Origin of the sequence: Enterovibrio makurazakiensis, assembly GCF_050336585.1 — a bacterium.
GTDB classification, from domain to species: domain Bacteria; phylum Pseudomonadota; class Gammaproteobacteria; order Enterobacterales; family Vibrionaceae; genus Enterovibrio; species Enterovibrio gelatinilyticus.
On the sequence record NZ_JAKJSE010000008.1, the window covers coordinates 1 to 26,507 of the forward strand.

Annotated in this window: 21 protein-coding genes and 3 pseudogenes; 18 read left to right on the forward strand and 6 right to left on the reverse strand. The window is 46.2% G+C overall.

Features of this window, described 5'->3' with window-relative positions; all coding sequences use genetic code 11:
- Positions 1 to 148 (reverse strand): annotated as a pseudogene (locus L4D06_RS06220) (IS4 family transposase); the annotation flags it as partial.
- Between the two features lie 148 nt (positions 149 to 296).
- Here L4D06_RS06220 and L4D06_RS06225 point away from each other — a divergent pair.
- The 3 genes from L4D06_RS06225 to L4D06_RS06235 all read left to right on the forward strand — a co-directional run bounded on the left by L4D06_RS06225 (position 297) and on the right by L4D06_RS06235 (position 2,113).
- Positions 297 to 695, forward strand: a complete 399-nt coding sequence (locus L4D06_RS06225) for a VOC family protein (RefSeq protein ID WP_429738283.1) — start codon at positions 297 to 299, stop codon at positions 693 to 695.
- 133 nt (positions 696 to 828) lie between these two features.
- The gene (locus tag L4D06_RS06230; protein WP_429738285.1) at positions 829 to 1,227 is read left to right on the forward strand and encodes a hypothetical protein; all 399 of its coding nucleotides are present in this window, start codon (positions 829 to 831) and stop codon (positions 1,225 to 1,227) included.
- A 577-nt stretch (positions 1,228 to 1,804) separates the two neighbouring features.
- A complete protein-coding gene (locus tag L4D06_RS06235) occupies positions 1,805 to 2,113 on the forward strand; it encodes a forkhead box protein (protein ID WP_429738286.1) in 309 nt (102 codons plus the stop codon).
- A gap of 327 nt (positions 2,114 to 2,440) precedes the next feature.
- Here L4D06_RS06235 and L4D06_RS06240 read toward each other — a convergent pair.
- Together L4D06_RS06240 and L4D06_RS06245 are read right to left on the reverse strand one after the other, a co-directional pair.
- Positions 2,441 to 2,611, reverse strand: a pseudogene (locus L4D06_RS06240) (IS4 family transposase); the annotation flags it as partial.
- Positions 2,612 to 2,758: 147 nt separating this feature from the next.
- Positions 2,759 to 2,874 (reverse strand): annotated as a pseudogene (locus L4D06_RS06245) (IS110 family transposase); the annotation flags it as partial.
- Between the two features lie 26 nt (positions 2,875 to 2,900).
- Between L4D06_RS06245 and L4D06_RS06250 the strand changes: the two are divergent.
- Positions 2,901 to 3,257, forward strand: coding sequence for a GFA family protein (locus L4D06_RS06250; RefSeq protein ID WP_274165837.1), 357 nt, complete (start codon positions 2,901 to 2,903; stop codon positions 3,255 to 3,257).
- 185 nt (positions 3,258 to 3,442) lie between these two features.
- On the opposite strand, the gene L4D06_RS06255 is transcribed toward L4D06_RS06250, so the two are convergent.
- From L4D06_RS06255 to kduI, 3 genes are all read right to left on the reverse strand, one after another.
- Positions 3,443 to 4,009, reverse strand: a complete 567-nt coding sequence (locus L4D06_RS06255) for a hypothetical protein (RefSeq protein WP_274165836.1) — start codon at positions 4,007 to 4,009, stop codon at positions 3,443 to 3,445.
- A 162-nt stretch (positions 4,010 to 4,171) separates the two neighbouring features.
- Positions 4,172 to 5,203: an FUSC family protein gene (locus tag L4D06_RS06260; RefSeq protein WP_429738289.1), complete on the reverse strand. Its 1,032-nt coding sequence runs from the start codon at positions 5,201 to 5,203 to the stop codon at positions 4,172 to 4,174.
- Positions 5,204 to 5,485: 282 nt separating this feature from the next.
- Positions 5,486 to 6,322, reverse strand: coding sequence for a 5-dehydro-4-deoxy-D-glucuronate isomerase (gene kduI, locus L4D06_RS06265; protein ID WP_429738291.1), 837 nt, complete (start codon positions 6,320 to 6,322; stop codon positions 5,486 to 5,488).
- Between the two features lie 187 nt (positions 6,323 to 6,509).
- On the opposite strand from kduI, the gene L4D06_RS06270 reads away from it, so the two are divergent.
- From L4D06_RS06270 to L4D06_RS06335, 14 genes are all read left to right on the forward strand, one after another.
- A complete protein-coding gene (locus tag L4D06_RS06270; RefSeq protein WP_429738293.1) occupies positions 6,510 to 7,487 on the forward strand; it encodes a sugar kinase in 978 nt (325 codons plus the stop codon).
- A 53-nt stretch (positions 7,488 to 7,540) separates the two neighbouring features.
- Positions 7,541 to 8,182 carry a bifunctional 4-hydroxy-2-oxoglutarate aldolase/2-dehydro-3-deoxy-phosphogluconate aldolase gene (locus L4D06_RS06275; protein ID WP_429738295.1) on the forward strand — a complete coding sequence of 214 codons (642 nt, stop codon included), beginning with the start codon at positions 7,541 to 7,543 and terminating at the stop codon, positions 8,180 to 8,182.
- Between the two features lie 73 nt (positions 8,183 to 8,255).
- Positions 8,256 to 9,959 (forward strand): SulP family inorganic anion transporter, encoded by a 1,704-nt coding sequence (locus L4D06_RS06280; protein WP_429738297.1) that lies wholly within the window; start codon positions 8,256 to 8,258, stop codon positions 9,957 to 9,959.
- Positions 9,960 to 10,036: 77 nt separating this feature from the next.
- Positions 10,037 to 11,086 carry a UDP-glucose--hexose-1-phosphate uridylyltransferase gene (locus L4D06_RS06285; RefSeq protein ID WP_429738298.1) on the forward strand — a complete coding sequence of 350 codons (1,050 nt, stop codon included), beginning with the start codon at positions 10,037 to 10,039 and terminating at the stop codon, positions 11,084 to 11,086.
- A gap of 127 nt (positions 11,087 to 11,213) precedes the next feature.
- Positions 11,214 to 11,975 (forward strand): 2-dehydro-3-deoxy-D-gluconate 5-dehydrogenase KduD, encoded by a 762-nt coding sequence (gene kduD / locus L4D06_RS06290; protein ID WP_429738299.1) that lies wholly within the window; start codon positions 11,214 to 11,216, stop codon positions 11,973 to 11,975.
- 196 nt (positions 11,976 to 12,171) lie between these two features.
- Positions 12,172 to 13,395 carry a glycoside hydrolase family 88 protein gene (locus L4D06_RS06295; RefSeq protein ID WP_429738301.1) on the forward strand — a complete coding sequence of 408 codons (1,224 nt, stop codon included), beginning with the start codon at positions 12,172 to 12,174 and terminating at the stop codon, positions 13,393 to 13,395.
- Positions 13,396 to 13,405: 10 nt separating this feature from the next.
- The gene (locus tag L4D06_RS06300) at positions 13,406 to 14,923 is read left to right on the forward strand and encodes a sulfatase-like hydrolase/transferase (protein WP_429738302.1); all 1,518 of its coding nucleotides are present in this window, start codon (positions 13,406 to 13,408) and stop codon (positions 14,921 to 14,923) included.
- Positions 14,924 to 14,931: 8 nt separating this feature from the next.
- Entirely contained in the window at positions 14,932 to 17,112 is a 2,181-nt protein-coding gene (gene gnpA / locus L4D06_RS06305; RefSeq protein WP_429738303.1) for a 1,3-beta-galactosyl-N-acetylhexosamine phosphorylase, read from the forward strand.
- 148 nt (positions 17,113 to 17,260) lie between these two features.
- On the forward strand, positions 17,261 to 18,583 hold the full coding sequence (locus L4D06_RS06310; RefSeq protein ID WP_429738305.1) for an anaerobic sulfatase maturase: 1,323 nt from the start codon (positions 17,261 to 17,263) through the stop codon (positions 18,581 to 18,583).
- Positions 18,584 to 18,716: 133 nt separating this feature from the next.
- Complete coding sequence (locus L4D06_RS06315; RefSeq protein ID WP_429738307.1) at positions 18,717 to 20,471, forward strand: DUF2264 domain-containing protein; 1,755 nt, start codon at positions 18,717 to 18,719, stop codon at positions 20,469 to 20,471.
- A gap of 68 nt (positions 20,472 to 20,539) precedes the next feature.
- The gene (locus L4D06_RS06320) at positions 20,540 to 22,456 is read left to right on the forward strand and encodes an ABC transporter substrate-binding protein (protein WP_429738309.1); all 1,917 of its coding nucleotides are present in this window, start codon (positions 20,540 to 20,542) and stop codon (positions 22,454 to 22,456) included.
- Positions 22,457 to 22,538: 82 nt separating this feature from the next.
- Positions 22,539 to 23,543 (forward strand): ABC transporter permease, encoded by a 1,005-nt coding sequence (locus L4D06_RS06325; protein ID WP_429738311.1) that lies wholly within the window; start codon positions 22,539 to 22,541, stop codon positions 23,541 to 23,543.
- Between the two features lie 5 nt (positions 23,544 to 23,548).
- Complete coding sequence (locus tag L4D06_RS06330; RefSeq protein WP_429738313.1) at positions 23,549 to 24,703, forward strand: ABC transporter permease; 1,155 nt, start codon at positions 23,549 to 23,551, stop codon at positions 24,701 to 24,703.
- A complete protein-coding gene (locus L4D06_RS06335; RefSeq protein ID WP_429738315.1) occupies positions 24,703 to 26,403 on the forward strand; it encodes a dipeptide ABC transporter ATP-binding protein in 1,701 nt (566 codons plus the stop codon). The genes L4D06_RS06330 and L4D06_RS06335 overlap by 1 nt, the downstream gene beginning before the upstream one ends.
- The last annotated feature ends 104 nt before the right edge of the window (positions 26,404 to 26,507 follow it).

The following is a 26,507-nucleotide window of genomic DNA, read 5'->3' on the forward strand; positions in this document are numbered from 1 at the left end:
CGTTAAGGGAGCGACCGAGTTTAGTGAGCGTAAGGTCAGCCCCATCGAGTGAGGATTGGGTCGCAAGTATCAGAGACTGAAGCCGTTTTTTATGAATAGTGGGACACTGATTTTGTAGAGTATCTTGTAGAATTTGAATTTCGCGGATCGTTCATCCCATTTGGTGGAATGTGTTTTTTGGCGAAATTTATTAGATCAAAAGGGTCGATGTGCGTCCTTCTCATTGTTTAGAAAAGAGATTTTGTGGGGATTCGCTAGCAAACGTTATGTGTTTTGATGAAAAATAAGGATATTTGATGATACCAAAAACAGCGAAAATGAGGGTTGCTAGACCTACGGACAACTTAGATGCTATTACTGAAATGTATGTAAATGGTCTAGGTTTCAAACTATTAGGAACTTTTGAGGGTCACAATGGCTTTGACGGTTCAATCATCGGGCATGAAAACCATAATTATCACTTAGAGTTTACCCATCATAAGGGGACGACTGTTGGTACAGCCCCAACACAAGATAACCTTTTGGTTTTTTATTTTTCTGAAGATAGTGTTTGGGAAAAGTGCTGTACTCAAATGGTGCAAGCAGGCTTTAAGGTTGTTACTTCATACAATGATTACTGGGACGTTGTAGGTAAAACGTTTGAAGATCTTGATGGCTATAGGGTTGTGCTACAAAATAGAGAATGGAATACATAAGTAGTTAATAGTAAAGGAATAATGGTTAATTGCGCACATGGAAAGTTGTTCGGAAGTGACTCAAAACGCGTGCCATTTTCGCTTCGTTCAATCGTATGGCACGCTAGTTTTTCGCGCGTTAACAAGGCGTTAAATGGCAAATATGATAGCGAAGTTACTTTCTACAGAAGGCACATATCTTGAGGCGTTCATTGAAATAGACGGCTGCGTGTACTGTGTTATGGATGAACTGACTCTTGATATTGAGACGATGCCCAAGCTTGGAGAAGCCTTTGAATTTGAATTCTCAAATATGCTTGACGAAGAAGAGTCTTGGGAGTCGACTTTTCATGGGAATCCCGAAAAGAAAAAATGTCTTGAACAAATTCAAGGCTGGAAATACAGAGCATTTGGAGAAATTATTTCAATAAATCCCGTCATGGTAGATTGTGGGGTTCTCATTGAGGAGGATGTTTTACATACTCACGACCCTAAGGTTATCGGTGAGTATGTTGCATTTACAATCAGCAGGCTTGGCGGTTATGTCATTTAACATAGCGCTCAAGCAATAACGCGCGCCGCTTAGCTTGGTGTTAGTACTCAAGGAAAGTATGTTCCATTTAATAAGAAATTCTGAGTTGGAAGTAACCCTTGATACTTCGGGCGTAGATGATCATCTTTCATCCGTAGCTTTTAATATCGGTGTTACATGGAAAATGCCTTTTCAAGAGGCAAGCATTGAAATATTAGAGTGTTGGTTTTAATGTTCGGTGATAGATGCCTTTCATTCGGAACTTAAGGCTTTGGTGAACTTGGAATTTGGTACTGCAATACTGTCAGATTTGAGTCATAACCCTGTTTTAACTTTACTAAGTCTGGAAATGAAGTCATTGCACAAATATTTACACAAGACACGTATGATCTTGGTCAAATCTCTTTAAAGGTAAATGGATATTCTACAGAGCTATCTGACATAGCGCATAGATAAGGATCTTTCGAGAATTGGTGGTGAAAAGTACTAACAAGTCAAAGCACGTGGACTTGGTAAAGCTGTCACCTTTTTGTTAAAAAAATCTGCCAACTTCACCAATCCGGTGTTTAATGCGTTATGTGTCTTACGAGAATCAAGTATGAGCCAGCACTATGTCTTCGTAAAAAAAGGAAAAATCAGAGATTTTGATGATATTTACGAGGGGATGATTCCAGATCCAATCATGTCATCGGATGATATGAAGAGTCTGTTAAGTAACGAGTTTCAAATTGATGCGTGGGAAATATTTGAAAAACGGAAACTCATTGGTAAAAATTCCGCAAAACATATCGAGGTTACAATTGACGCAGTTGGTGATAAGACTGCTCGAATGATTACGATAAATGGCATTGATAAAGAATCTGCTATTTCTTTTGCTGAAAAGCTGGATTTGAGTGAGTTAGAGTGAAACACATAACAAATAAGAATACGTGTCGCGCAACCGACACTTTATTTGGGTGTTGGACAAGCCCGTTGCTTCTTTATTAAGCCAATTGCTCGGGTGACCTCCGGATGGATGCTCGCCACTGATTAACAGGCGAGGGACGCCATGAAGTTATTAGGCATTCCATAGCTTCAACGGGCTACGTCACTGTGTGTCTATTCTTCCGCGCTTTCTCCTTCGATTAAATGGCTGCCATTATCCTTATTCTGTTCGCCTTTCGGCTACCTCGGTCGAGTGACGCCCATGTAGAACATGAGTCGTTCCTCGTACGTTGGACAACATCGCGCCACGGGAACGTTTAGCCGTGGTTATGACGTTAAGAGATCGACCGAGTTTAGTGAGCGTGAGGTCAGCCCCATCGAGTGAGGATGGGGTCGCAAGTATCAGCGACTGAAGCCGTTTTTTATGAATAGTGGGACACTGATTTTGTAGAGTATCTTGTAGAATTTGAATATCGCGCATCGTTCATTCCTTTCGTTGGAATGTGGTTTTTGGCGAAATTCAATAGATCAAAAGGGTCGAAGCGTGTTCTTCTCATTGTTTAGAAAAGAGATTTTGATGGGATTCACTAGCAAACGACTATGGCTTCAATAGCTAAATTTGGCAGTGTTATTCATCCCACATAGCCCCGTCTCTTACTATTGAATTTAAGATAACGACCATCTTCCGAACTTAGACGATGATGGCGATTTTCTTGGTTTTCCAGCGGCAACGAGATGTGGATATTGGGCACCGAAACAGGAAATCACCTATGAATCACAAAAAAACCTTTCAAGGCTCCTGTCACTGCCAGGCAGTACAATTCGAAATTGATTCGGATTTTCCAGAGTTAACGACCTGCGACTGTTCAATTTGCGTTAAGAAGAACGCTCTTATGGTCAAAGTTCATGAAACGTCAATGCGCATCACATCTGGCATTGAATCACTAAACACTTATCAATTTCATACACACACAGCCGAACACTACTTTTGTAAGGTCTGTGGTATTTATCCTTTTCATAGAAAGCGGGTTACGCCGGACTATTTCGGCGTAAATGTATATTGCCTAGAAGGTTTCGATCCAACAGGCATAGAAGTCCGAGCTACAGTCGGTGCAGGCATGAAGTAGTGTACTAACCCGCTACACACAACAAGGGTTTTCAAGGCCGACGCAAAATACCGCCAGCAAAAAAGCCGCTTAACAGAAATGTCCAACTTTACGGGGTCACTTCAATCAGCGGCTTTTGAGTTTTTTGAATCTTGGAGCCCCGAATCTAGACGTCAGAATTTGAGTTTCGGAGCCAAGCGTCGAAGTTAGTCGATAAAGACTGGGCCTTCGAGGTTTTTCAGAATCATTTTCTGGATATCAATGCCGAGCGTCATGACGATCAGGCTCCAGTTCAAGAAAGGTAACGAACCTTGTGAAATACCATGCGCGAAGTTCTTAGCATTCCAATGGAAAACCTCAGACAGCTTCTCGGTCGTTAGTGTTTCGTAGTTCTCGTTATCGATTAGGTTGCTAAATTGCTCGCTGGTTGGGCAAACAAAAACGTCGCTCGGTCTAAACGCGGTTGGTTTGAAGTAAGACAACACTCTTCGCACGTTGACCTGAATCGTTTCACCGTCACTTTGAATATTTGGCTTACCTGCAAGGGCGCACAAAAAGCACCAGCACGGATAAGGAATCGATGACACGTTGTCAGGTTCGTTCTTATAACGCGCTGTCCATGCGTTCACGTTCTTTGGCTGTAGGCCAGTCACGCTCATTAGCTGATTCGCATCATAGCCGTTGTCTTTCAGTAGGTTAATGATCTCAGCGACTTCTGAAACAAAAGGTTTTGTCCATTTACTGTAAGGCGCGAGGGTTGTATCTCTGATCATAATAGATTCTAAATCTTATTTTTAAACAACCACTTAGGTTGTTTTAATGTAACGTTATCCGAGATCATACGTGTTCAGAACAATAAGTCTACCTTTATTGGGTGTGGAGGGATAACCGCACCAAAGGTGCTATGGCAATGTCGCCGCACTTAGCTCATGCAATTATTGGTAGGCAAACACTTTCTTGGTAACTACGGTTAATTGTGCAAATTGTCTCGCCATTTCACGGTTCAACCACAGATAGCCAAAGTAGCTGATGTCACGGGTGTCGCCTTTGGGGTGGGCGATGTTGCTGGAAGCCAGATTGAGAATGCCAATGTCTTGCTCAAGTATTGCCGTGACCTTCTTATTGGTGATTTGCAGCGCAAGTGCATCAAACTGTTTTGCAAGTGCATATTGTGAGTCTGTCAGCCCATCCAGTTCGCTGATTTCGTCTTTCCCTTGCTGTGCATCCCATTGGGTGCTGATCAGCGCTTCAAGCTCCGCATAAAGTCGTTTTTCGATCAGTAAGATGGTGTTGAGGGCAGGCGTGTGAACGCCTGATTCTTTCAGCGCGTGCGGCAAAATACTTTGTTGCTTGTCGACCAATTCGTTGAGCCTGTCTGCATGTGCAGGTTCGAATGCGCCTTGCTTTGCTGACTCAATGTGCTGTGTATAGTAGTGGCTTAGTTCTTGCAGAAATGATTCAACTAATAGCAGAAACTGGTCGGTCGCTTTGGCAGGAAAAACATATACACTGACCACCACAGCGAGAACACCTGCCCAAAGCACATTGAGTATTCGCCATCCTGCTGCTTCAAAATCAGCAGGCCCGCCACCCGCCACAACCACAATGGTCACTGCGGCCATCAGCGCAGCATAAGCATAGTGTTCTTGTGTGAAATACATAGCAGCAATGAGTAAGACAAAAAAGGCGATATGATGCGTCCAATGATAGTCAGGTGGAATAAGAAACAGCGCCATACCAAGTAATCCGCCCATGACTGTGCCAGATATTCGCTGCTTGGCTTTCGAAAGCACACCACCGACAAAAGGTATTGCGCCGAGTATGGTGACCGCAGTGATTAACGCCCAATATCCGTAGGGAACATCGAAAACTCTGACGATAACCAAGATAAACCCCATCACCAAGGTGACGCGAATCATGTAGAGAAAGCGGGCATGCTTGTGAGCAAAATCGGTGTATTGCGTCATTGTGTGACCTGCTGACATGTTTGATGCGTTAAGCATAATCACTGTGTTTTAGGCTGTATGACGAAAAGTGCGACAAACAAAAAGCTCGTAGGGATTAACTAAATTTAGGTATGAGGCTGGTGATAGCTGTGGTTGTGGCTGTCGATGTAAGGTGGTTACTCTGAAGTTGCTCATCACAAAAATAAAGCCTCTTTTTACAGAGGCTTTTTCATAGGCGGAGTTTTTAAGGATATTGGTGTGAGGGTATGCGGTATTGTGGATAAGCAATACCGCATAAGCTTGTTATTTAAGATCTTTAATATCGATGTGATCCATATCGGTGAAGGTTTGGTTTTCTCCGACCATACCCCAGATAAAGGTATAGCTTTGAGTACCAACACCGGAGTGAATGGACCAACTTGGTGAAATGACGGCCTCTTCATTTCGTACTACTAGATGGCGAGTCTCACTCGGCTCTCCCATCATATGGAACACTGCAGCATCTTCTTTCATGTTGAAGTAGAAATAGACTTCCATGCGGCGATCATGCGTGTGGCATGGCATGGTGTTCCAAAGACTTCCAGGCTCCAGTTTTGTCATGCCCATCAATAGCTGACACGTTGGCAAAACATCAGGCACAAAATACTTGTGGATTGTACGTTTGTTGCTGCTTTCAACATCACCTAAGGTGACTGGAGCGGCTTCTTCCAGTGTGACTTTTTTCGTCGGGTACTGGGTGTGTGCTGGCGCAGAATTAAAATAGAACTTAGCAGGTGCGTTAGCATCTGTGCTGGTAAACGATAACGTTTTAGCACCCATGCCGACATATAACGCTTCATTTGTATTGATGAAGTGCTCTTCTCCATCAACGGTAATGACACCGTCACCGCCAATATTGATTAAACCTAGTTCACGGCGTTCTAGAAAATATGCAACACCCAGTTTTTCACCCAGGTTATCAGCAAAAGTGAGTACCGAATCTGTTGGGGAAATACCGCCAAAAATGATGCGATCAATGTGACTGTACGTCATGGTGATTTCGCCAGTTTTGAAGATGCTTTCTACAAGAAATTCTTCTCTTAAACCTGCGGTATCTAGTTGTTTTGCATGCGTACTATGAATGGATTGACGAACTTGCATTTTGATTCTCTTATCAATAATCAACGATGAAAGAATAGTACTCCTTACCCATCTTTACGCCATAAATGAAACGGCGTTTTGTTTACTATGTCACACAAATAAACTTTACCTTTAAATTTAAATAAAACGGCATTTCAAAAATAAATATCAAGATTAGAATGAAGGCAATTCTAGTAAGGGGACAGCTATGTCTGAATATCGAGTTGCATTCCTTGGGGAGTGCATGATTGAGCTTCGTGAAACAGAAAGTGGGATTGCTCGGGGTTTCGGCGGAGATACGCTGAATTCAGGGATTTATTTGTCTCGCTTACACCAACTGGTAGACAACGTCGAACCCAAACTTGTTGTGAGCTTTCTGTCTGCGATGGGCCCTGATTCCCAAAGTAAGCATGTCCTGGATGCCTGTGTGCGAGAGGGCGTGGATGTGTCTCATGTCACTCAGCTTGAAGGCAAACTGCCGGGAATTTACTTAATTGAAAATGATCCTAGCGGAGAGCGAACGTTTCATTATTGGCGTTCAGATTCTGCGGCAAGGTATTGGGTTCAAGGTTTTGATGATGCCGAATTACTGACACAGTTGAATCAATTCGATGTTGTCTACCTCAGCGGTATTTCACTGGCTATCCAATTTGAAGAGCAAAGAGACCGATTGATTCTTGCACTACGTCGATTTAGTGAAGCAGGGGGCAAGGTGGTGTTTGATACCAACTACCGCCCTCGACTTTGGGAAGATGAAAGCACCGCACGAATGGCATTCAACGAGGTGCTTTCATTTGTGGATATCGCGCTACTGACGTTTGACGATGAAGCGTTGTTATTTGGAGATCTGACTGCAAATGACACCGTTGAACGCGTGAAGGCTTTGGGCTGCAAACATGTTGTTATTAAGTGTGGTGCGGAATCTTGTCTCGTGTTTTCAAGTGACAGTGTGAATAACATTCCCGCAGTGGCAGTCGAAACGGTGGTTGATACCACGTCGGCAGGGGACGCATTTAATGCTGGTTATTTGTTTGGACAACTATCCGGTTTATCCGTTATTCGTTCCGCCCAGATTGCGCACTTATTAGCAAGCCATGTGATTCAGGCGAAAGGGGCGATTATTCCCCTCGATAAGATGCCGTCTCTGCACCAGTTAAACACAATTATACCCAATCAACCTCACTGAACCTGGCACCTTTAGGTTGTTGGGTATTTCACAACACTATTTTGGAGTTTTACATGGAACAGTCGCTTTGTATTGAAGCAATGAACGCTCGTCTGTCGGCGTTAAAAGTCATCCCTGTTATTGCAATTAAAGATGCAGATAGCGCCGTGCCATTGGCGAAAACCTTGTTTGAAAATGGTATGCCGAGTGCTGAAATTACATTTCGTACTGATGCGGCGGCAGAAAGTATTCGCCGAATTCGCGATGAGTTCCCTGACATGCTGATTGGGGCGGGAACAGTGCTTACGTCTGCGCAAGTCGATCAAGCCATTGAAGCTGGCTCAGACTTTATCGTGAGCCCTGGCTTTAACCCAACGACGGTGAAATATTGTCAGCAGCGCGGCATTGTGATCATTCCTGGTGTGAATAGCCCAAGCTTGGTTGAAGCCGCGATGGAAATGGGGCTAAAAACACTGAAATTCTTCCCTGCAAGTGTGTCGGGTGGCCCTGCGATGTTGAAAGCATTGAATGCGGTTTACCCAGTGTCGTTTATGCCAACTGGCGGTGTATCACAAGACAACATTTCGGAATATTTGTCGATTCCTTCTGTGTTGGCTTGCGGCGGTACATGGATGGTGCCTGCGGATCTCATTGATGCAAAAAACTGGGATGAAATCGGACGATTAGTGAGAGAAGCCGTGGCGGCACTTGCTTAACCCTTTGGCTCGTTTAGCTGTTGCGGAACGAGCCGCTTTATTTGATTTCCTATTGTGAGTGAGCCGCAAGACCATGAATATTGTCTTACCCCAACAGTCAATATCTGCGTTGATGAAGCGTTGTTTTCCTTTTCTAAACTGGCTGCCTTTAATAACGCGTGAAGATGTAAAAGCAGATGCTGTTGCCGGGTTGACGGGCGCCATCATTGTGCTGCCTCAGGGTGTTGCATACGCAATGATAGCGGGTATGCCAGCGGAGTATGGGCTTTATACGTGTATCGTTCCGGCGATCATTGCTGCGTTATTTGGCTCATCCCGCCACTTGATTTCTGGCGCGACGGCGGCGTTGTCCGTGATTGTATTCACAACAGTCAGCCAATTTGCAGTGCCGGGTTCCCCACTCTTTATTCAACTTGCGCTGACGTTGACGCTTTGCGCTGGTCTTGTGCAAGTGCTCATGGGGTTGATGCGTTTTGGCGCGGTGGTTAACTTTGTTTCTCACTCTGTGGTACTCGGCTTCACAGCAGGTGCTGCGGTTGTGATTGCCGTCAGTCAGCTAAAACATTTGTTAGGTATTCATATAGAGAGTGGCTCAACGGCCATTGAAAACCTGACTCTAACACTCCAAGCGCTCCCGCAAAGCGATGCGAAAAGTATGGCGATTGGCGCTGTCACAATTTTTTCTTGTGTGGTCATAAAGCGCTTTTGGGCAAAAGGCCCCAACATGCTCTGTGCGATGATCATCGCGACCTTGCTCGCACTCATGTTAGGTGATGTGGCATTGGTTGGCGCGATGCCGAGCAGTTTGCCTCACTTTTCCCTTCCTGCTGCGGATGTCGTCACCATTGAACGTATGGGGATGGGAATATTGGCAGTGGCTCTGTTAGGGCTAGTTGAAGCCATTTCCATTGCTCGCTCTGTGGCGATGAAATCGGGTCAGTTGATTGAATCAAACCAAGAGTTTATCGGGCAGGGGCTATCGAACATTGTTGGTGCTTTCTTTTCCTGTTACGTATCTTCTGGTTCTTTTACTCGAAGTGGTGTGAATTTCACCAGTGGCGCAAGAACACCGTGTGCGGCGATATTTGCGGCCCTGTTTCTTACCATTATTCTTCTTTTTTTTGCTCCGTATGCTGCGTATATCCCGATAGCAGGGATGGCAGGAATTTTATTCGTTGTGGCCTATAACTTAATTGATGTCACCCATATTCGAGATATTCTGGCAAGCGATAAGAAAGAAGCATTGGTATTGGTGGCTACGTTTATCGCAGCCTTAGTGCTCCACCTTGAACTGTCGATTTACGTCGGCATGCTGATTTCTCTGTTCTTTTATCTTCGCAAAACCTCGTGCCCATCGTTGGAATACCTCGATCCTGCCTCGTTTAATATCCCTGCTGACATTGCGAGAGACGCAGCGGTTATCCGTATCAATGGCTCAATTTTTTATGGCTCTTGTCAGCATCTTCAACGCAGCCTACAAACTTGTTCGGCTAAACACGTATTTATTCTGGGTAGAGGTATCAATTTCATTGATTACAGCGGTGCGCAGATGCTTGCTGATTGGGTTAACCGTCAAAAGCAACATATCTACTTCTGCAACTTCAAAGTGAAGCCGATTCAGGCACTCCAGAGTGCGGGTTTTGCTAAAACATTCAGAAGTACCGTGTTTTACAGAAACGTGCGCGAAGCAATTAACGTTGTGGTGGGCTGCGATATAGCGCCAAAGAGTGAACGCTCCGTTGAGGATAATCAATCACCACCGCCATGCTTTGATTGAACGGGTACTAATAACAACAGGCCGGTACCTATGGTGTGCCCGCTGATTTCTTCTTCATACTCAAGACGAGACAAAAAATGACTGCTACCGCGTTTGACCCAACCGAGCATCCGCATCGACGTTACAACCCGCTGTCAGGAAACTACGTGCTTGTTTCCCCGCATCGCGCGAAAAGGCCTTGGAGCGGAGCCCAAGAAGCTGTTAATCAGAAAACGCTGCCGACACACGATGAAAGCTGTTATCTATGCGCCGGTAATGCACGTATTTCTGGTGAAACAAACCCACAGTACAGACATACTTATGTGTTCAAAAATGATTTTGCGGCGCTAAATTTAGAAACACCATTAATACAGCAAATGGATGACCCTTTGATGAAAATCGAAGGGGTGCAAGGTGAGGCGCGTGTGATTTGTTTTTCCCCTGATCACAGTAAATCGTTGCCAGAATTGAGCCTTGATGAAATCCAGCATGTCATTGCCACTTGGATCAGTCAGTACAACGAATTGAGTCAAACTTACCCTTGGGTTCAGATTTTTGAAAACAAGGGAGAGGCAATGGGCTGTTCACAACCTCATCCTCATGGGCAAATCTGGGCAAACAGCTTTGTTCCCACTGAAGTGGCCACGAAAGATCATTATCAAAAACACTACTTCGAAGAGCATGGGACGTCACTGCTTCATGACTATGTGCAACGTGAACTTCTGCTAAAGGAGCGCATTGTAGTTGAGACGGAGCATTGGGTTGCACTTGTGCCATTTTGGGCGGCATGGCCGTTTGAGACCATGCTGTTACCGAAAGCAGTGACAACTCTGATGAGCGAGTTGACGGTTGATCAGCAAGCTGATCTAGCGTTAGCACTCAAGAAACTCACCACGCGTTATGACAACCTGTTCCAGTGCAGTTTCCCATATTCGATGGGGTGGCATGGTGCGCCCCAGAATAAAGGCACTGGCGCCTCTAAGCATTGGCAGTTACATGCGTGTTTCTACCCACCGCTATTGCGTTCTGCAAGTGTTCGTAAGTTTATGGTTGGCTATGAAATGCTGGGTGAAGCACAGCGAGATCTGACGCCAGAGCAAGCGGCTGCGCGTTTACGTGATGTGTCTGACTCGGTTTACTACAAATAGGATTGTGCTGTACTGCGAACTGAATCAGAAAATGGAGTAATTTTTTTAAAATGGCGTTTTAATTTATTGAATTTGCAGCGTCACGATATATGATGATAAAAGATAAAAATAAAACAGGGTTTTAAAAATGATTTTACGTTCATTTGGACTAGATGGAAAAGTCGCCATCGTCAGTGGCTGTAATACTGGTCTTGGTCAGGGCATGGCCGTCGCCCTGGCTCAAGCGGGGGCAGACATTATTGGCGTGAACTATGGCAGTGCGGATGATACGCCTGAGCGAATCGAGAAAACCGGGCGACGCTTTCACAATATTACGGCAGATCTTAGTCAGCCAGCCGTGATTAATGATGTGATTGCAGAAGCTCGTCGAACGTTTGGACGTATTGATATTTTAGTAAACAATGCGGGGATTATTCGTCGAGAAGATGCGATTGAGTTCAGCGAATCCGATTGGGATGATGTACTTAATATTAATCTTAAGTCTGTGTTTTTGATGTCACAAGCTGTTGCTCGAGTTTACAATGAGCAAGAAAGTGGCGGAAAAATCATAAACATAGCGTCGATGCTTTCTTACCAAGGTGGCGTTCGTGTTCCATCGTACACAGCATCAAAAAGTGCAGTAATGGGACTTACCCGCGCGTTGGCTAACGAATGGGCGTCGAGCAATATCAATGTCAATGCGATTGCTCCGGGCTACATGGCCACGAATAACACCGCTGCATTACGCGCAGACGAAGTGCGTGAAAAAGCGATTCGTGAACGTATCCCTGCAAACCGTTGGGGTACCCCTGAAGATGTGGGGGGATCGGCGGTATTTTTGGCGTCTTCAGCGGCTGATTACATCAATGGATTCACCCTTGCTGTTGATGGCGGGTGGCTCGCTCGTTAATCAAGACCTACATGTAAACTCCTTTTATCAACACCTTTACAGGTCGACTTTTGTCGGCCTTTTTTTGGTTTGCATTTAAAATAATCAAAAATGAAACGATGTTTTGTTATTGTGATTTGCGGTGGGTTTTTTTCTAAAACCTTTACGTAGAATGCGGCTAATTCCTTAAATATATTTCCGTGTTGGCGAGTAGAAAATGAACGAATATATTGCGTTACCCTCATTGCCGGGCGAGCTAAATCAAGCGCGAGTGCAAGGGCATTTAACTAAGGTCATGAAGACCATTAAACGCAACATTCCGTGTATTGGTGAGCGGAACCCAAAAATTGGCAACCCTGACTTCTCTTGGACACATTGCGGCGCTTTCGATTGGGTTTCATCCTTTTGGGCAGGGCAGCTTTGGCTTTGTTATCAAACAACGTCAGATGAGCGCTATAAAAACAGCGCAATGCTACGCAAATCTTACTTTGCGGATATGCTGCTCGACCCTTTTTGGCTTGATCATGATTTGGGCTTTCAATACAGCTTGAGCTGCGTAGCGGAATATAAACTGACGGGCTGTGAAGACGCGAAAATGATGGCACTCCGCGCTGCTGATCATTTGTTGCATCGTTTTCGTAAAGTGGGGGGGTACATTGTTGCGTGGAATGATACGCATCCACTGTCTCTCGAAAAACCGGATGTGATTCAAGGTAAATCAATCATTGATTCATTACAGAATACTGCGCTGTTGTTCTGGGCATCAGAAATTACGGGGGCGCCTGTTTATCGCACTGCGGCGATTCGCCACAGTGAGACGTTAGCTAAGCATATCGTTCGTGATGATTACTCCACGTACCACTCGTTTAACTTTGATCCGATCTACCAAACGCCGGTGAAAGGGGAAACTTTCCAAGGGTATGCCGACGAATCATGCTGGGCTCGCGGTCAATCTTGGGCGATTCACGGCTATGCGCAGACATACCTTTACACCAAAGACGACAATTTCCTGAACCTCGCTAAAAAGCTTGCCCGTTTTGCCGCTGAGTCGATCACTGCCGATGGTGTACCTGTTTGGGACTATCGCCTTCCTGAGAATGAAATTCAGTACAAAGACAGTTCGGCTGGTGCCATTACGTCGGCGGGCTTTTTACTGATTGCACAAGCACTAGAAGACAAAGCGCATGCGTTACCACAAGGCGATGATTCCCGTGTTGGCTTGCTTGAAGAAGCTGCTCAGTTCAGCCAATGGGGAATGTATTTACTGCAGGGCCTGATGGATCAATGTGATTTGTGCGATCACCCAACCGCAGAAGGGTTGCTTTCGCAAGGCGCTTCTTTCGTGAAAGTAGGGTTGTGCGACAACATGCTGCCGTATGGTGACTATTACTACCTCGAAGCCTTAATGCGTGCGAATGGCTATCGCAACTTCTTCTGGTAAGGCGAACACGATGAACAAAGCTCCCAATATTATTTTGATCATGACCGATAGCCAAGGCGCGAATGTCGTTGAGCGTTATTCAGGTCAAGCCACTGACACCCAACATCTTGATCGCTTAGCGGATACGGGTGTGCGTTTTGACAGTGCTTATACAACGTGTCCGCTTTGCACCCCTGCGCGAGCTGGCTTGTTTACGGGTATGTATTCACACCAAAGCGGCGCATGGACGAACAACCTTGCGCTGGGTAATAACATCCGTCACATGGGACAGATCTTCCAAGCCGAAGGTTATAACACAGGCTATGTCGGCAAATGGCATTTGGATGGTCACGATTACTTCGGTACAGGCATTTGCCCTCCGGGTTGGCATGCAGACTATTGGTTTGATGGCGTCAATTACCTCAATGAATTAACCGAGGAAGAAATTACCTTATGGCGACGTGGGTTGAATTCGCCATCGGCAATCGAAGCGCACGAAATCAAACCTGAGTTTACATGGGGTCACCGTATTACGAATCGCGGGTTGGATTTTGTTAAGGCACACCGTGAGCAAGATAAGCCATTTTTGTTAGTGCTTTCTTATGATGAACCTCATCATCCGTTTACTTGCCCACCAAAGCATGTCGAAAAGTTTAAAGACTTTAAATTTGACCTCGGTGAAGCAGCGTTTGATGAGCTGGAAACGAAACCGCTTCATCATCGCCTTTGGTCTCGTGCGAAAGGGTCGGGTGTGGATAGTCAGTACTTTATGAATCCGCTCTATTTCGGCTGCAATGATTTTGTTGATGAAGAAATCGGCCGTGTTTTATCTCACCTTGAAGAGAGTGAGTTAGCGAACACGTGGATTGTTTATACCTCTGATCATGGCGAAATGAATGGCGCGCACAAACTGTGGGGCAAGGGCCCAGCGGTTTACGATGAAATCGCTAACATCCCTTTGATCATCAAAAACACTGATGGCTTGCACGCGGGCAAAGTGGTTGAGCGCCCTGTTAGTCATATCGACATCATGCCTACTTTGCTAAAACTTGCGCAAATAGAACAGCCACCGATTATGCCAGGCCACGATCTCTTGGCTGATGATACGTCAAAGCGTGAATTTAACGGCGTGATGGTGGAATTTAACCGTTATGAAGTTGAACACGATTCTAACGGTGGGTTTATTCCTGTTCGCGGTTGGGTAACTGACACGTTTAAGTTGGTTGTTAACTTGATGGGAACGGATGAACTGTATGACCGCATCAATGATAGCGGTGAGGTGCACAATCTGATTGAGCACCCTGACTACGCTGATGTTCGCAATACATTACATGATGAGTTGCTCGGGTACATGGACCACATTCGCGATACCTTCCGCTCCTTTGAGTGGGCATGTCGACCTTGGCGACCTGAAAAAGAAAGAGAGTGGATGGGGCTATTCCGCCCACGTCCGGCAGATGGTGTCGCACCAGTAGTGAGAGATTACGACACAGGCCTACCAACTCAAGGCATTAAACGTGAAGACGTACAATTGGATATCGAGGTTTAGACAATAACATGGAACATAACACTCAAGGCCACATGACCCTGCCAGTAGAAGTTGGTCAAGAAGATGTCGTTTTAGACCTTTACAAGCGTTGGCAAGCTGATGCGTTGCGCGACAGCGATGGTACAACAATGCCTGATAGTCTTGCTGAGCAAGATTGCGATATTTACTCTGTGCTCTGCATTGTTCGCGCGGATCAAGAGTACGCGAAAGCACACCCTGAGTTTCTTCATCGTAAGTACTTGTCCTCTTTTCCGCTGACGGCAATGTCAAGCGAGCTGATGATCAAACCGCTTGAAGGCTATTGCTCTGAGAAATATGAGCTAGACGACAACTGTGTCCCTTCTCGTCATTGGGAAGTACGTAACCGCACAACGGGTGACGTTGTTCCAGCGGAACAGTGGGTGTTTGATGCGGATACTGGGACGATCACTGTATGCAATGCAACGCCTTACCATGAGTACACAGCGTCGGTGATGGTTCGTCAGGTATGGGATAGCGTGTCAATGTATAACGCGTTAACCAACGGTTGGACGGGCGATAAAATCCGAAGCTTGGACCCTTATCACCCTGAGTGCCGCGCGCACCTGAAACGCTACTTTGCCAAATGGTTAGAAGACCACCCGAATACCACAGTGGTGCGCTTCACCACGTTTGCTTTCTTGTTTGTAATTGATGCTAACGAACAAAATCAGGATATCTACCGTGATTGGACGGGCTATGGCGAAACAGTCAGCCCAGAAGCACTCGATGATTTTGAAAAAGAATATGGCTATCGCCTGTCGCCAGAAGACTTTGTTGATGCAGGTTACTACAACGGTACCTATAAGGTACCAAGCCAGTGTTACTTAGATTGGATGGCGTTTATTCAAAAATTTGTTGCGGAGTTCGCCGGCGAGTTGGTGCAAATGGCCCACGATGCTGGAAAGCGTGCGGCGATGTTCCAAGGTGATCACTGGATTGGCACCGAACCTTTCTTACCAAGTTACCAAGAGATTGGCATCGATATTAACGTCGGTGCAGTAGAAGATGGTGTAGCTCTGCGCCGTCTAACCGATTCGGCAGGTGGCCAAATTAAAGAAGCGCGTTTCTACCCTTACTTCTTCCCAGATGTGTTCCGAGAGGGCAATAACCCTGTTACTGAATCGATGGCTAACTGGGTGAAAATTCGTCGAGCCATGCTTCATAAGCCTCTCGACCGTATTGGTTATGGTGGCTATTTATCTCTGGCGAACAAGTTCCCGCACTTTATCGACCATGTGGCGAAAATTTCTGATGAGTTCGGTACATATCGCCAACTGAGTGCGAGTACAGAGTCTGCCAAAATTGGTGGGAAAGTTGCTGTTCTAAACGCATGGGGTCTCGCGCGCTCTTGGCTTCAAAACCAAGCGCAAGACCAGCGTTTCTATGTACCACCACGTCCTGATGTGATGGAGCTGGTGGGCAATAATCCTTTGGAATGTTTGGCAGGGTTGCCATTCGATGTTGAATTCATCAGCTTCGAAGACATTCTGAATAATGGCATAGCAGACGATATCAAAGTTATCATCAACACTGGTGATGCGAACTCTGCGTGGAGTGGCGGCGAATACTGGGGAAACCCAGCCATCGTAACTGCATTGCGTGCGTTTGTTGGTAAAGGCGGAGGTTTATTGGGTATCAGTGACCCGTCTGCACACTTACAGAACGGTCGTTTCTTCCAATTGGGTGATGTGTTCGGTCTGGAAAAAGAAACGTCATTGACCATGGGGCGTGTGGCACAACCTGTGAAACCCACTCAAACGCATTATCTTGCACAGTGTCTGACGGGTAAGGAAGACTTCGGTAACCTTAGCTATGTGTACTCTCAGGCTCAGGATTTGGACGTGATCGCAGCGCAAGGTCAGCACCTTGCTCTTACCGCTCGTGAATATGGTGAAGGCCGCTCGGTTTACCTTGGTAACTTGCCGTTTACGATGACAAATGCACGCTTACTGCAACATATTCTGTTGTGGTTAAGCCAAAGTGAAAATATCGAATATCCATGGACGACAAATGCACATTTGGTGGATGCCGCGTATTACCCTGCAACCGGTAAAGCCACTGTCGTTAATTACAGTGACACTCCTCAACAGGTGACTATGACTAACGTACAAGGCGTAAAAGAAACCTTGTCGTTAGACGCTTATGAATGGCGCTGGTTTGATGCGTAATTTGTGATTGACTGCAAAGTCTAATAATCGTTTTATCAATATCTTACAGGCACAACATTGTTGTGCCTTTTTTTGTTTTTCCGCATGTAGATATCCATTTTCTTCCTGCCTTTATGCTGACGCGAATAGCGCTATTTCTGATGGATTTATGACGAATTCAATTTACTTTGATCCCGACACTGGTGCCCCAAAAACACATGATTACGTGAAGACTCGGCCGAGAGCAACGCATCGTTTATATCGTGATTTGAAGGAGGCGGCTTACGACATTCCGGTGCCTTCACATTGCTTCACTATGGCGAAACCCAGCGGATCAGTGTGTAACTTAGACTGCGTCTATTGCTTCTATTTAGAAAAAGAAAAGCTCTATCCAGAACGACAGCGTGATTGGCGAATGAATGATGACACTTTGTCGCGCTACATCGCTCAGCAAATCGATGCTCAGCAAGGCGATGAAGTGGTGTTCTCATGGCAGGGGGGGGAGCCAACATTGCTGGGGGTTGCGTTTTATCGGCGTGCATTCGAATTACAACAACAGTATGCGGCTAATCGGTCAGTCAACATCGTGAATACGTTTCAGACAAACGGCATCAACATTGATGAATCATGGGCATTGCTGTTTAAAGAGCACCAGGTGTTGGTGGGCATTTCAATTGACGGTCCACAGCATCTACATGATGCGTATCGTGTGAAACGAAATGGAGAGCCGACATTTGAAAAAGTGATGGCAGCTATCTCCATACTCAAGCGTCATCACGTTTCATTTAACACGCTGACGGTAGTACACGATATCAATGGGGATCATCCTGAGGCTGTTTACGAATTCCTTGTTTCGATAGGGAGTGAATACTTGCAGTTCATTCCGCTGATCGAGCGCGCTGCGTTATCACAACAAGGCGGATTGACACTCGTACAGCCCGAAGTTTCACACGCTGACGTGACTAGCTGGTCGGTAGGTGAACATCAATTTGGAGATTTTCTATGCAGGGTGTTTGATGTTTGGGTAGCGCGTGATGTGGGTAAGGTGTTCGTTCAAATGTTTGATAGCACTTTAGCCAGTCATCTTGGGTATCCCGCGACGCTTTGCTCTCATGCTGCGCAATGCGGCAGTAATTTTGCGATTGAAGCCAATGGTGATGTCTATGCGTGTGATCACTATGTCTATCCTGAGCACTTTTTGGGGAGTATTCACGAAGAGTCACTCACGTCGATAAACGAGGGGGTTGCCAATCGTGCATTTGGGTTGTCAAAGAGTGCGAACCTCGCAAAAAAATGTTTGGAATGCCAGTGGCGGTTTGCATGTCACGGTGGATGTCCGAAACATCGTTTTAAAATTGATTCGGAAAGTCAGAGTGGACGTCACTATTTGTGTGCATCTTATGCTGCGTATTTCGCTCACACTGCCATTAAAATGGCGCAAATGGTGTCTTTAATAGTGCGAGGTAAGCCACCGTTTTTAATCATGAAATAGATGATCGATCACAATTTAAAAAGTGGCAAAACAAAAAACATGATCTAGCCTAAATTTAAAATGAAAAGATGTTTTGAAAATATAGGAAATGCGTTTAAATAATTTCCATCAGAACAGATTTGGAATGCTGGAAATGAAAAGTTTTGCCATGTATGGCTCAAATGTTGAGTACACAAATCGTCGTGACACCGCGACGATACTGTCAACTTTCATTTCGGACCAGATAGCCTCATTTTGCCCTGAAAGTGCCGCCATTAAATCTGCTTCAATACACGCTCATTACGATGATAAAGCGCAAAATTTAGAAGGCATTGCGCGTCTCTTATGGGGTGCTATTCCTCTAGGCGATGAAGCCCCTGACGTTATTGAAGCGCTGCGCCTTGCTGTCGTAAACGGTGTTAATCCCGACCATTCGTCCTTCTGGGGAGAGGTGACGGATTTCAACCAACGTTGCGTGGAAATGTCTGCCATCGCTTTTGCGATGGTTGATGAAGAAACTCGTTTCTATCTCGCAATGAATGAGGCAGAACGCGCTAACCTGGTGAGTTGGCTACAAGCCGTAACCTATATCCGCATTCCTAACAATAATTGGCATTTCTTTCGTGTTTTGATCTTGATGGCACTTCGCCATGTTGGTGCTCGTTTCGACATGGACGTACTAAGAAGTGACTTGCGAGAAATCGACGACATGTACCTTGGCGATGGGTGGTATCGAGATGGCCAAGGTGGTTGCACAGACTATTACAATCCTTTCGCTTTCCATTATTACGGTCTGTTGTTTTCGCGTTGGACGAACACGATTGCTGATCACTACACCTCTGAGTTGAATGCGTTTTCCCACCGTTTTGTTCAGCGTGCGGCACTGTTCGCAAAGAGTTTTTCGCTTTGGGTTGGATCTGATGGCGCACCTATCGCTTATGGTCGGTCTATGTCATATCGCTTTGCGGGCGCAGGCGTTTGGAGTGAGCTCGCTAACTACTCGTCGGCACTTGCTCAGGTGGGTCTCTGTATTGAAGATATGAGAGCGCTTTGGGCGGTATCGCTACGTTGGTGGAGTCAACAACCGATTTTAAGTGATGGCATGCTGAGTGTGGGGTTTCGTTATCCTAATCTTATTGCTAGCGAGTTCTACAACAGCCCGATGTCGCCATTGCTTGCTTTAAAAGGGTTTGCCGCGGTGAGATTGCCTGAATCACATCCTTTTTGGCAGGCAACGGAAAGTGATATCCATCAGCGAGATGCATGCGTTACCTTGCCGTTAAATAAACACATTGTTGCTCGCCAAAATGGCATGAGTACCCTGCTAACGGGTTCTCCAAGTGCCGCTGAATTGCGAAATAGCCACGATAAATATCTTAAGTTTGCATACTCCTCAGCACATGGCTTCTGCGTTGAATCTCTACGTTGGATTGACCAAGGCTTTATCGGCGACAACGTTTTTGCGTTTTGTCATCCAGAGACACGCGCTTGGCTTTTCAGAACATCTCTCCAAAAAAGCGAATTGCTTGAAAACACCTTACTGACTGAATGGACACCGTTTGCGGGTTGTGTGGTGCAAACCACCCAATGGTTTGCTGACGGTATTGAATGGCGACGCCATCGAATTTCAAGCGATGCCGACATTGATTTCATTATGTCCGGATATGCGGTGGATACGTGGGTGAAATGCATTGGCGGCCGTGAATGTCGCGAACAAGCCTTGGTTAAAGGAAGCGCTCGAAGCAGTCAATTACAGCTCATTGAAGGGCAGGGGGAGTATGACGTTATGCCGTGTTCGCCTAACTCAAACCTCCTGTTCTCTCAAGCCGCAGTGCCCGTGATTCACGGCAAAATCCCGCGAGGAAAGAGCGAGTGGCTGATCAGTGTGATTTCAGAACAAAGAAAATAATACGGGACGCTTAAGCGAACCATTCCAGTTTCATTGTGAATTATTAGATAAACTCTTCGGAGAACAATATGAAAGGCAATAACCTTAGTAAGCGTACCCTACTTGCCGCTACTATCGCCACCATCATGGCAGCGCCTGCAATGGCATCACATTCATTGCAAGCACCAGAACTTGCGTTGCTCGTTGAGGCGGGAAAACTTCCACCTCTGGAACAACGTTTGCCAACAAACCCGCTGGTTGTCACGCCACATGAAGCTTTGGGCCAATATGGCGGCTCGCTTGACCTTGTTGGTATGTGGGGCGATAACGGCCACCGTATGCGTATTCTGGGTAACAACAACCTGTTTTCCTTCAACATGGAATACACGGACGTCGTACCAAGTTTGGCTACCCACTTTGAAGCCAACGCTGATGCAACGGAATACACTATCTACCTTCGCCAAGGGCTGAAGTGGTCAAATGGTTCAGACTTTACGGCTGACGATATTGTCTACTATGTGAATGATGTGTTGGGAGACCCGAACCACGCGGGTAACCGCCCGATGAACCTCCCACAACCAGATTCAGCGGTTGTGACTGTGATTAATCCGCACACAGTTAAGTTCACGCTGAAAGAGCCAAATGGTCTATTCATCCGTCAACTTGCGGGTGTAGATGGTTCAAACTTCACAAGCTTTAGCCGCGAATACTGTTCACAGTACCAGCCTCAGTTTAATGATGGTGCTGACAAGCAAGCGACAGATGCAGGATTCTCTTCATGGCGTGAGTATTATGAAGTTCAGTGTCCTGCTCACTACTTCACTGGCTACTACGCAAACCCAGATCGCCCAACCATGGCTCCTTGGGTTGTCGAAACGCCACCTTCAGCGAATGCACCCTTCGCAGAGTACGTTCGTAACCCGTACTTCTGGCAAGTCGATACTGCGGGCAACCAATTGCCGTACCTTGACTCTGTGAGATGGTCATTCAGCGAAAACAAAGAAGAAATGCTGCTTCGCGCAGTGGCAGGTAAAACAGATTTCCAAGCACGCCATGTGAGCAATGCCCAAAACCGTCCAATCATTTTTGGTAACGCAGAAAAATCAGGCTACGAAGTCATGCTGCGTCCTGAAACACGCATGAACTCACTGGTTATTGGTTTGAACCAAAACTCAAAAGACCCAGTTAAGCGTGAGATTTTTGCGGAGAAAGATTTCCGTGTCGCACTTTCACACGGTATTGACCGTTGGGACATCAGCGAGACCATTTTTGCTGGCTCAGTCGAACCATACCAAGCAGCACCGCTTGATTCTTCACCGTTTTTCAGTGAAGAAATGGCGAATCAATACTTAGAGTTTGACCAAGCTAAAGCGAACAAACTGCTTGATGACATGGGTTTGGATAAGCGTGACGCAGACGGCTACCGTTTGATGGAAAACGGCGAGCGTCTACGCATTGAAGCGTTGAGCACCACATTGGTTGAACCAGAAACCCGTGACTCACTAGAAATGGTGAAAAAGCACTGGAAAGAAATCGGTATCTTCTTGGACATCCGAATTGTTGACCGCTCGCTACAGCTTTCTATGAAGTTTGCAAACGATTACGACATGGTGCCTTGGTACGGTGACGGTGGTGTGGGCATCATTGATGAAGCGCGTTGGTATTTCCCATTCTCGCCTGAATCTACTTATGCGCTCGGTTGGTACAACTGGTCAGCAACGCCTGATGCAGCTTCTGCGGTTGAGCCACCTGCTCATGTGAAACGTCAGATTGAACTTTACAAAACGCTTCGTGTTACACCAGATCTGAAGAAGCAAAACGAGTTGATGCAAGAAATCATTGATATCGCACAAGAGCAATTTTACGCGATTGGTACGGTAGCAAAACTGCCTGCAACAGTGATCGTTAACAAGCAATTGCAAAACGTTCCTTCTGATATTCCTGAGTCATACAACCTAATGACACCGGCGCCAATGCGTATGGGTCAACTCTGGAAACAACAATAACAATAAAGGCCATTCAGACTCGTTCTGAATGGCCATTTTTTTCTAGACACAACTGAATCAGCGAGTGTTGGGGAATTTTCAAATGAACGAATTTTTTGTCGATACAAGTAGACGTCTGTTGCACATGGCAACCACGTTCTTTTTCATGTCGATTATTATATTTTTGGTGATAGATTTACCCGAGGGTGATTTTGCAACGGCAAAAATTGCCGAACTACAATCTTTAGGCCAAACCGTTGACCCGAAGATGATTGAAATCTTGCGTGAAACATACGGTTTGGATCAGCCACTTGTTGCGCGTTATTGGAACTGGTTCTCTAGTATTCTAACCGGCGATCTTGGCATGTCATTGTCGACTCAAGAGCCAGTGTGGGACACCATTAAAAGTCGCCTTCCTACCACCATCATGTTGATGCTTGGCGTTCTATCTTTCATGTTCCTTACCGCCATTCCTATCGGTATCTACTCTGCATTGCGTCAATACTCTGTTGGTGACTACGTTGCCACTATTGTCGGCTTCATCGGCATGGCAACGCCGAACTTCGTTATTGCCATCATCGCTATTCTGATTGGCTATGAGTACTTCGATACCGTGATAACCGGTATCAACTCTGATGAATATATTGGTCAGCCTATGTCTTGGGGCAAGTTCTGGGACTCTGTATCACGTAGTTGGGTATTCATCCTCGTACTAGGTACATCTGGCATGGCAAACATTATTCGTAAAGTGCGCGCCAACCTTCTTGATGAAATGAACAAACCGTACGTGAAAACTGCGCGTGCGAAAGGGCTAGGCGAAGTACACCTTACCGTGAAATACCCAGTGCGCCTTGCTCTGATCCCAATGGTTTCGACCATTGGTTGGTTACTTCCAACCTTACTAGGTGCTGACATTATTGTTAGTCAGGTCATGAACATGCCAACGCTTGGCCCTCTGATGCTGGGCGCATTGGAAAAACAAGACATGGTACTGGCCGGAGACATTCTTCTCATCATGGGTGGCTTAACCATCATCGGTACGCTTATCTCAGACACTTTGTTGCGCTTGATTGACCCACGCGTTCGCGCGGGCATGGAAAAGGAATAATGGCCATGACTACGCTGGTTGATAAATTAAATATTTTTAAGCGTAAGCCTCAGAAAATCGACTTGGCTGAAGCTACTGCAACACAGCTGATTTTGATTAAACTGCGTCGCCACAAATTGGCATGGGCCAGTATTTGGCTGCTAGGTATTGCGTACTTTGTTGCTGCATTCGCTGAGTTCTTTGCACCGTTTGAGTCTGGGGATAGCTGGCGTCGATACACCTATGCACCGCCGCAAGAAATGAACTTTTTTGAAACGACAGAGCAGGGTTGGCGTTGGGCACCTCACCTCACGGTGTTTAAGGTGAAAACAGACCCGATGACGTTGCAGAAATCGTATGAAATCGATGAGAACAACAAGTCCTATTTCTCTTTCTTTGGTGAGTCTGAGCCATACCGTCTAATGGGCTTTATCCCAATGTCGACCAAGTTCATCGCACCACATGATAAGAAGAAACCCTTCTTCTGGTTAGGCTCGGACCGTATGGGCCGCGACATGTTCTCCCGCGTGATTTTTGGTGCACGTATTTCCCTCTCGGTAGGTTTGATGGGGGTGTTCTTTAGCTTGGTTATCGGTATCAGCGTTGGTGGTATCGCAGGTTTACGTGGTGGCTGGATTGATAACGTCATCAACCGAACCATGGAAATCATCAAAGCCATTCCGACTCTGCCGCTTTGGATGGCACTCACGGCATCACTACCGCGTGAATGGGACAGCATTACCAAATACTTCCTCGTGACCTTGATTTTGGGCTGTGTGACTTGGCCCGACATGGCACGTGAGGTGCGCAGCCGATTTATGGCACTGCGTAACGAAGAATTCGTGAACGCCGCGTGGCTTGATGGCAACACGCAACCACAAATTATTCGCCGCTATATGCTGCCGAACTTTATGAGCCACATCATCGCGAACGTTACCTTGGCGATTCCGACGATGATCCTGGGTGAAACAGCACTGAGCTTCTTAGGTCTTGGCCTACAGGCGCCAGTAGTGAGTTGGGGTGTACTCCTTCAAGAAGCACAAAATATTCGCTCTGTGGCAGATGCGCCTTGGTTACTGCTACCAGCAGCGATGGTTGTTATCGTGATTCTCGCAATGAATAGTTTGGGTGATGGCCTACGTGATGCGACGGACCCATACCACGAGCAAGGGGCAAAATAATGTCTGATATCGTATTAGCAATTAACAATCTGAATGTGAGCTTCCCAACCACGCTTGAAACATTTCACGCGGTAAAGGATGCCAGTTTCGATTTGAAACGTGGTGAAACCTTATCAATTATTGGTGAGTCAGGTTCTGGTAAGTCCGTCACTTCAAGCGCCATCATGCAAATTTTGGATGGCACGGGTCGCATCGACTCGGGCGAAATCTTGCTGAACATCGATGGCAATGAAATCGATGTAACTAAGCTAGCGAAAAGCGGCCCAGAGATGCGCAAGATCCGCACGTACAACATCTCTTTGGTTTCGCAAGAGCCCATGAGCGCACTGAGCCCTGTTCATACGGTGGGTGATCAAATCAAAGAAGCGCTATTCATGGTCGACAAAGCGTTGACAAAGGAAGGGGCGCACAAACAAACGATCACTTTGCTGGAGCAGGTTATGCTGCCTGACCCAGAAAATTTGATAAACAAATATCCGTTTGAGTTATCAGGTGGACAGCGCCAGCGTGTGGTTATCGCCATGGCGATTGCTAGCCGTCCTGACATTTTGATTGCGGACGAACCAACAACCGCATTGGACGTGACGACACAAGCCGAAATCTTGAAACTGTTTGAAAAACTTCAAGAAGAGATTGGCATGTCGATATTGTTCATCACCCATGATCTTGGTGTGGTGGCACAAATTTCTGACCGCGTTGTCGTCATGGAAAAAGGACGCGTGGTTGAACGCGGCGAGGTTCGTCAAATCTTCGAACAACCCGAGCACCCTTACACCATTAAACTGATGGAAGCGACCAAACGTCTGGAGTTACCTTCACAGCATAAAGTGGCGTTTGATCCTGCTTGTATGGAAGGTAAGCGTCCGTTAATCGACGCGAAAAACGTCACCAAGATATTTGAAAATGGCGGCGGCATATTCAAAAAGCCTAACCGTTTAACCGCGCTAGAGAATGTATCGCTGGTGGTGAACCCAGGCGAATCTCTGGGTATCGTTGGTGAATCAGGCTCTGGCAAGTCGACATTAGGTCGTGCCATTTTGGGTCTGCAACATGCTACTACTGGCGAAATTCGCTATGTGGATGATAGCCGCAACTTAGATATTGATTTGGTCGGCCATCAACGTGGACACAAAGACCACCTGTTTATTGACTTGCGCCTGATCTTCCAAGACCCATGGTCTTCGCTCAATCCACGAATGACTGTTGCGGATATCATTGAAGAACCGCTCAAGCAATTGAAACCAGAAATGACAGCGCAAGAGCGCCGAAACGAACTGCGTAAAATCATGAAGTGGGTAGGGCTTCCGCCGGAGTTCTCTAGCCGTTATCCCCATGCGTTCTCGGGTGGACAGCGTCAACGTATCGTGATTGCGCGTGCGTTGATCACTCAGCCTAAGTTGGTTATTGCTGATGAAGCGACAGCGGCACTGGATGTGTCCTTACGCTCACAGGCGCTAGATTTGCTGATTGAGTACCAAAACTCCTTCGGGACGGCGTTTATTCTTATCACTCATGACATCGCGACGGTGAAATACTTCTGTGACCGCATGGTGGTTCTTGAAAAAGGACGCATCGTGGAGCAGGGCACTGTCGACCAAGTGATCAACCATCCACAACAACCTTACACAAAACGCCTGATTGATGCGGTGCCAAAAGCGGAGCTACCTCCGTTGAAGGACGCCGAATTACTGAGCGCATAACAAAGAAAAAAATAATAAGAAATTGTACAAACCCGGGATCTCGCAATGAGCTCCCGGTTGTTTGGGTATATCTGTATTCAAAATTTATCCTAATAAAAGAGATG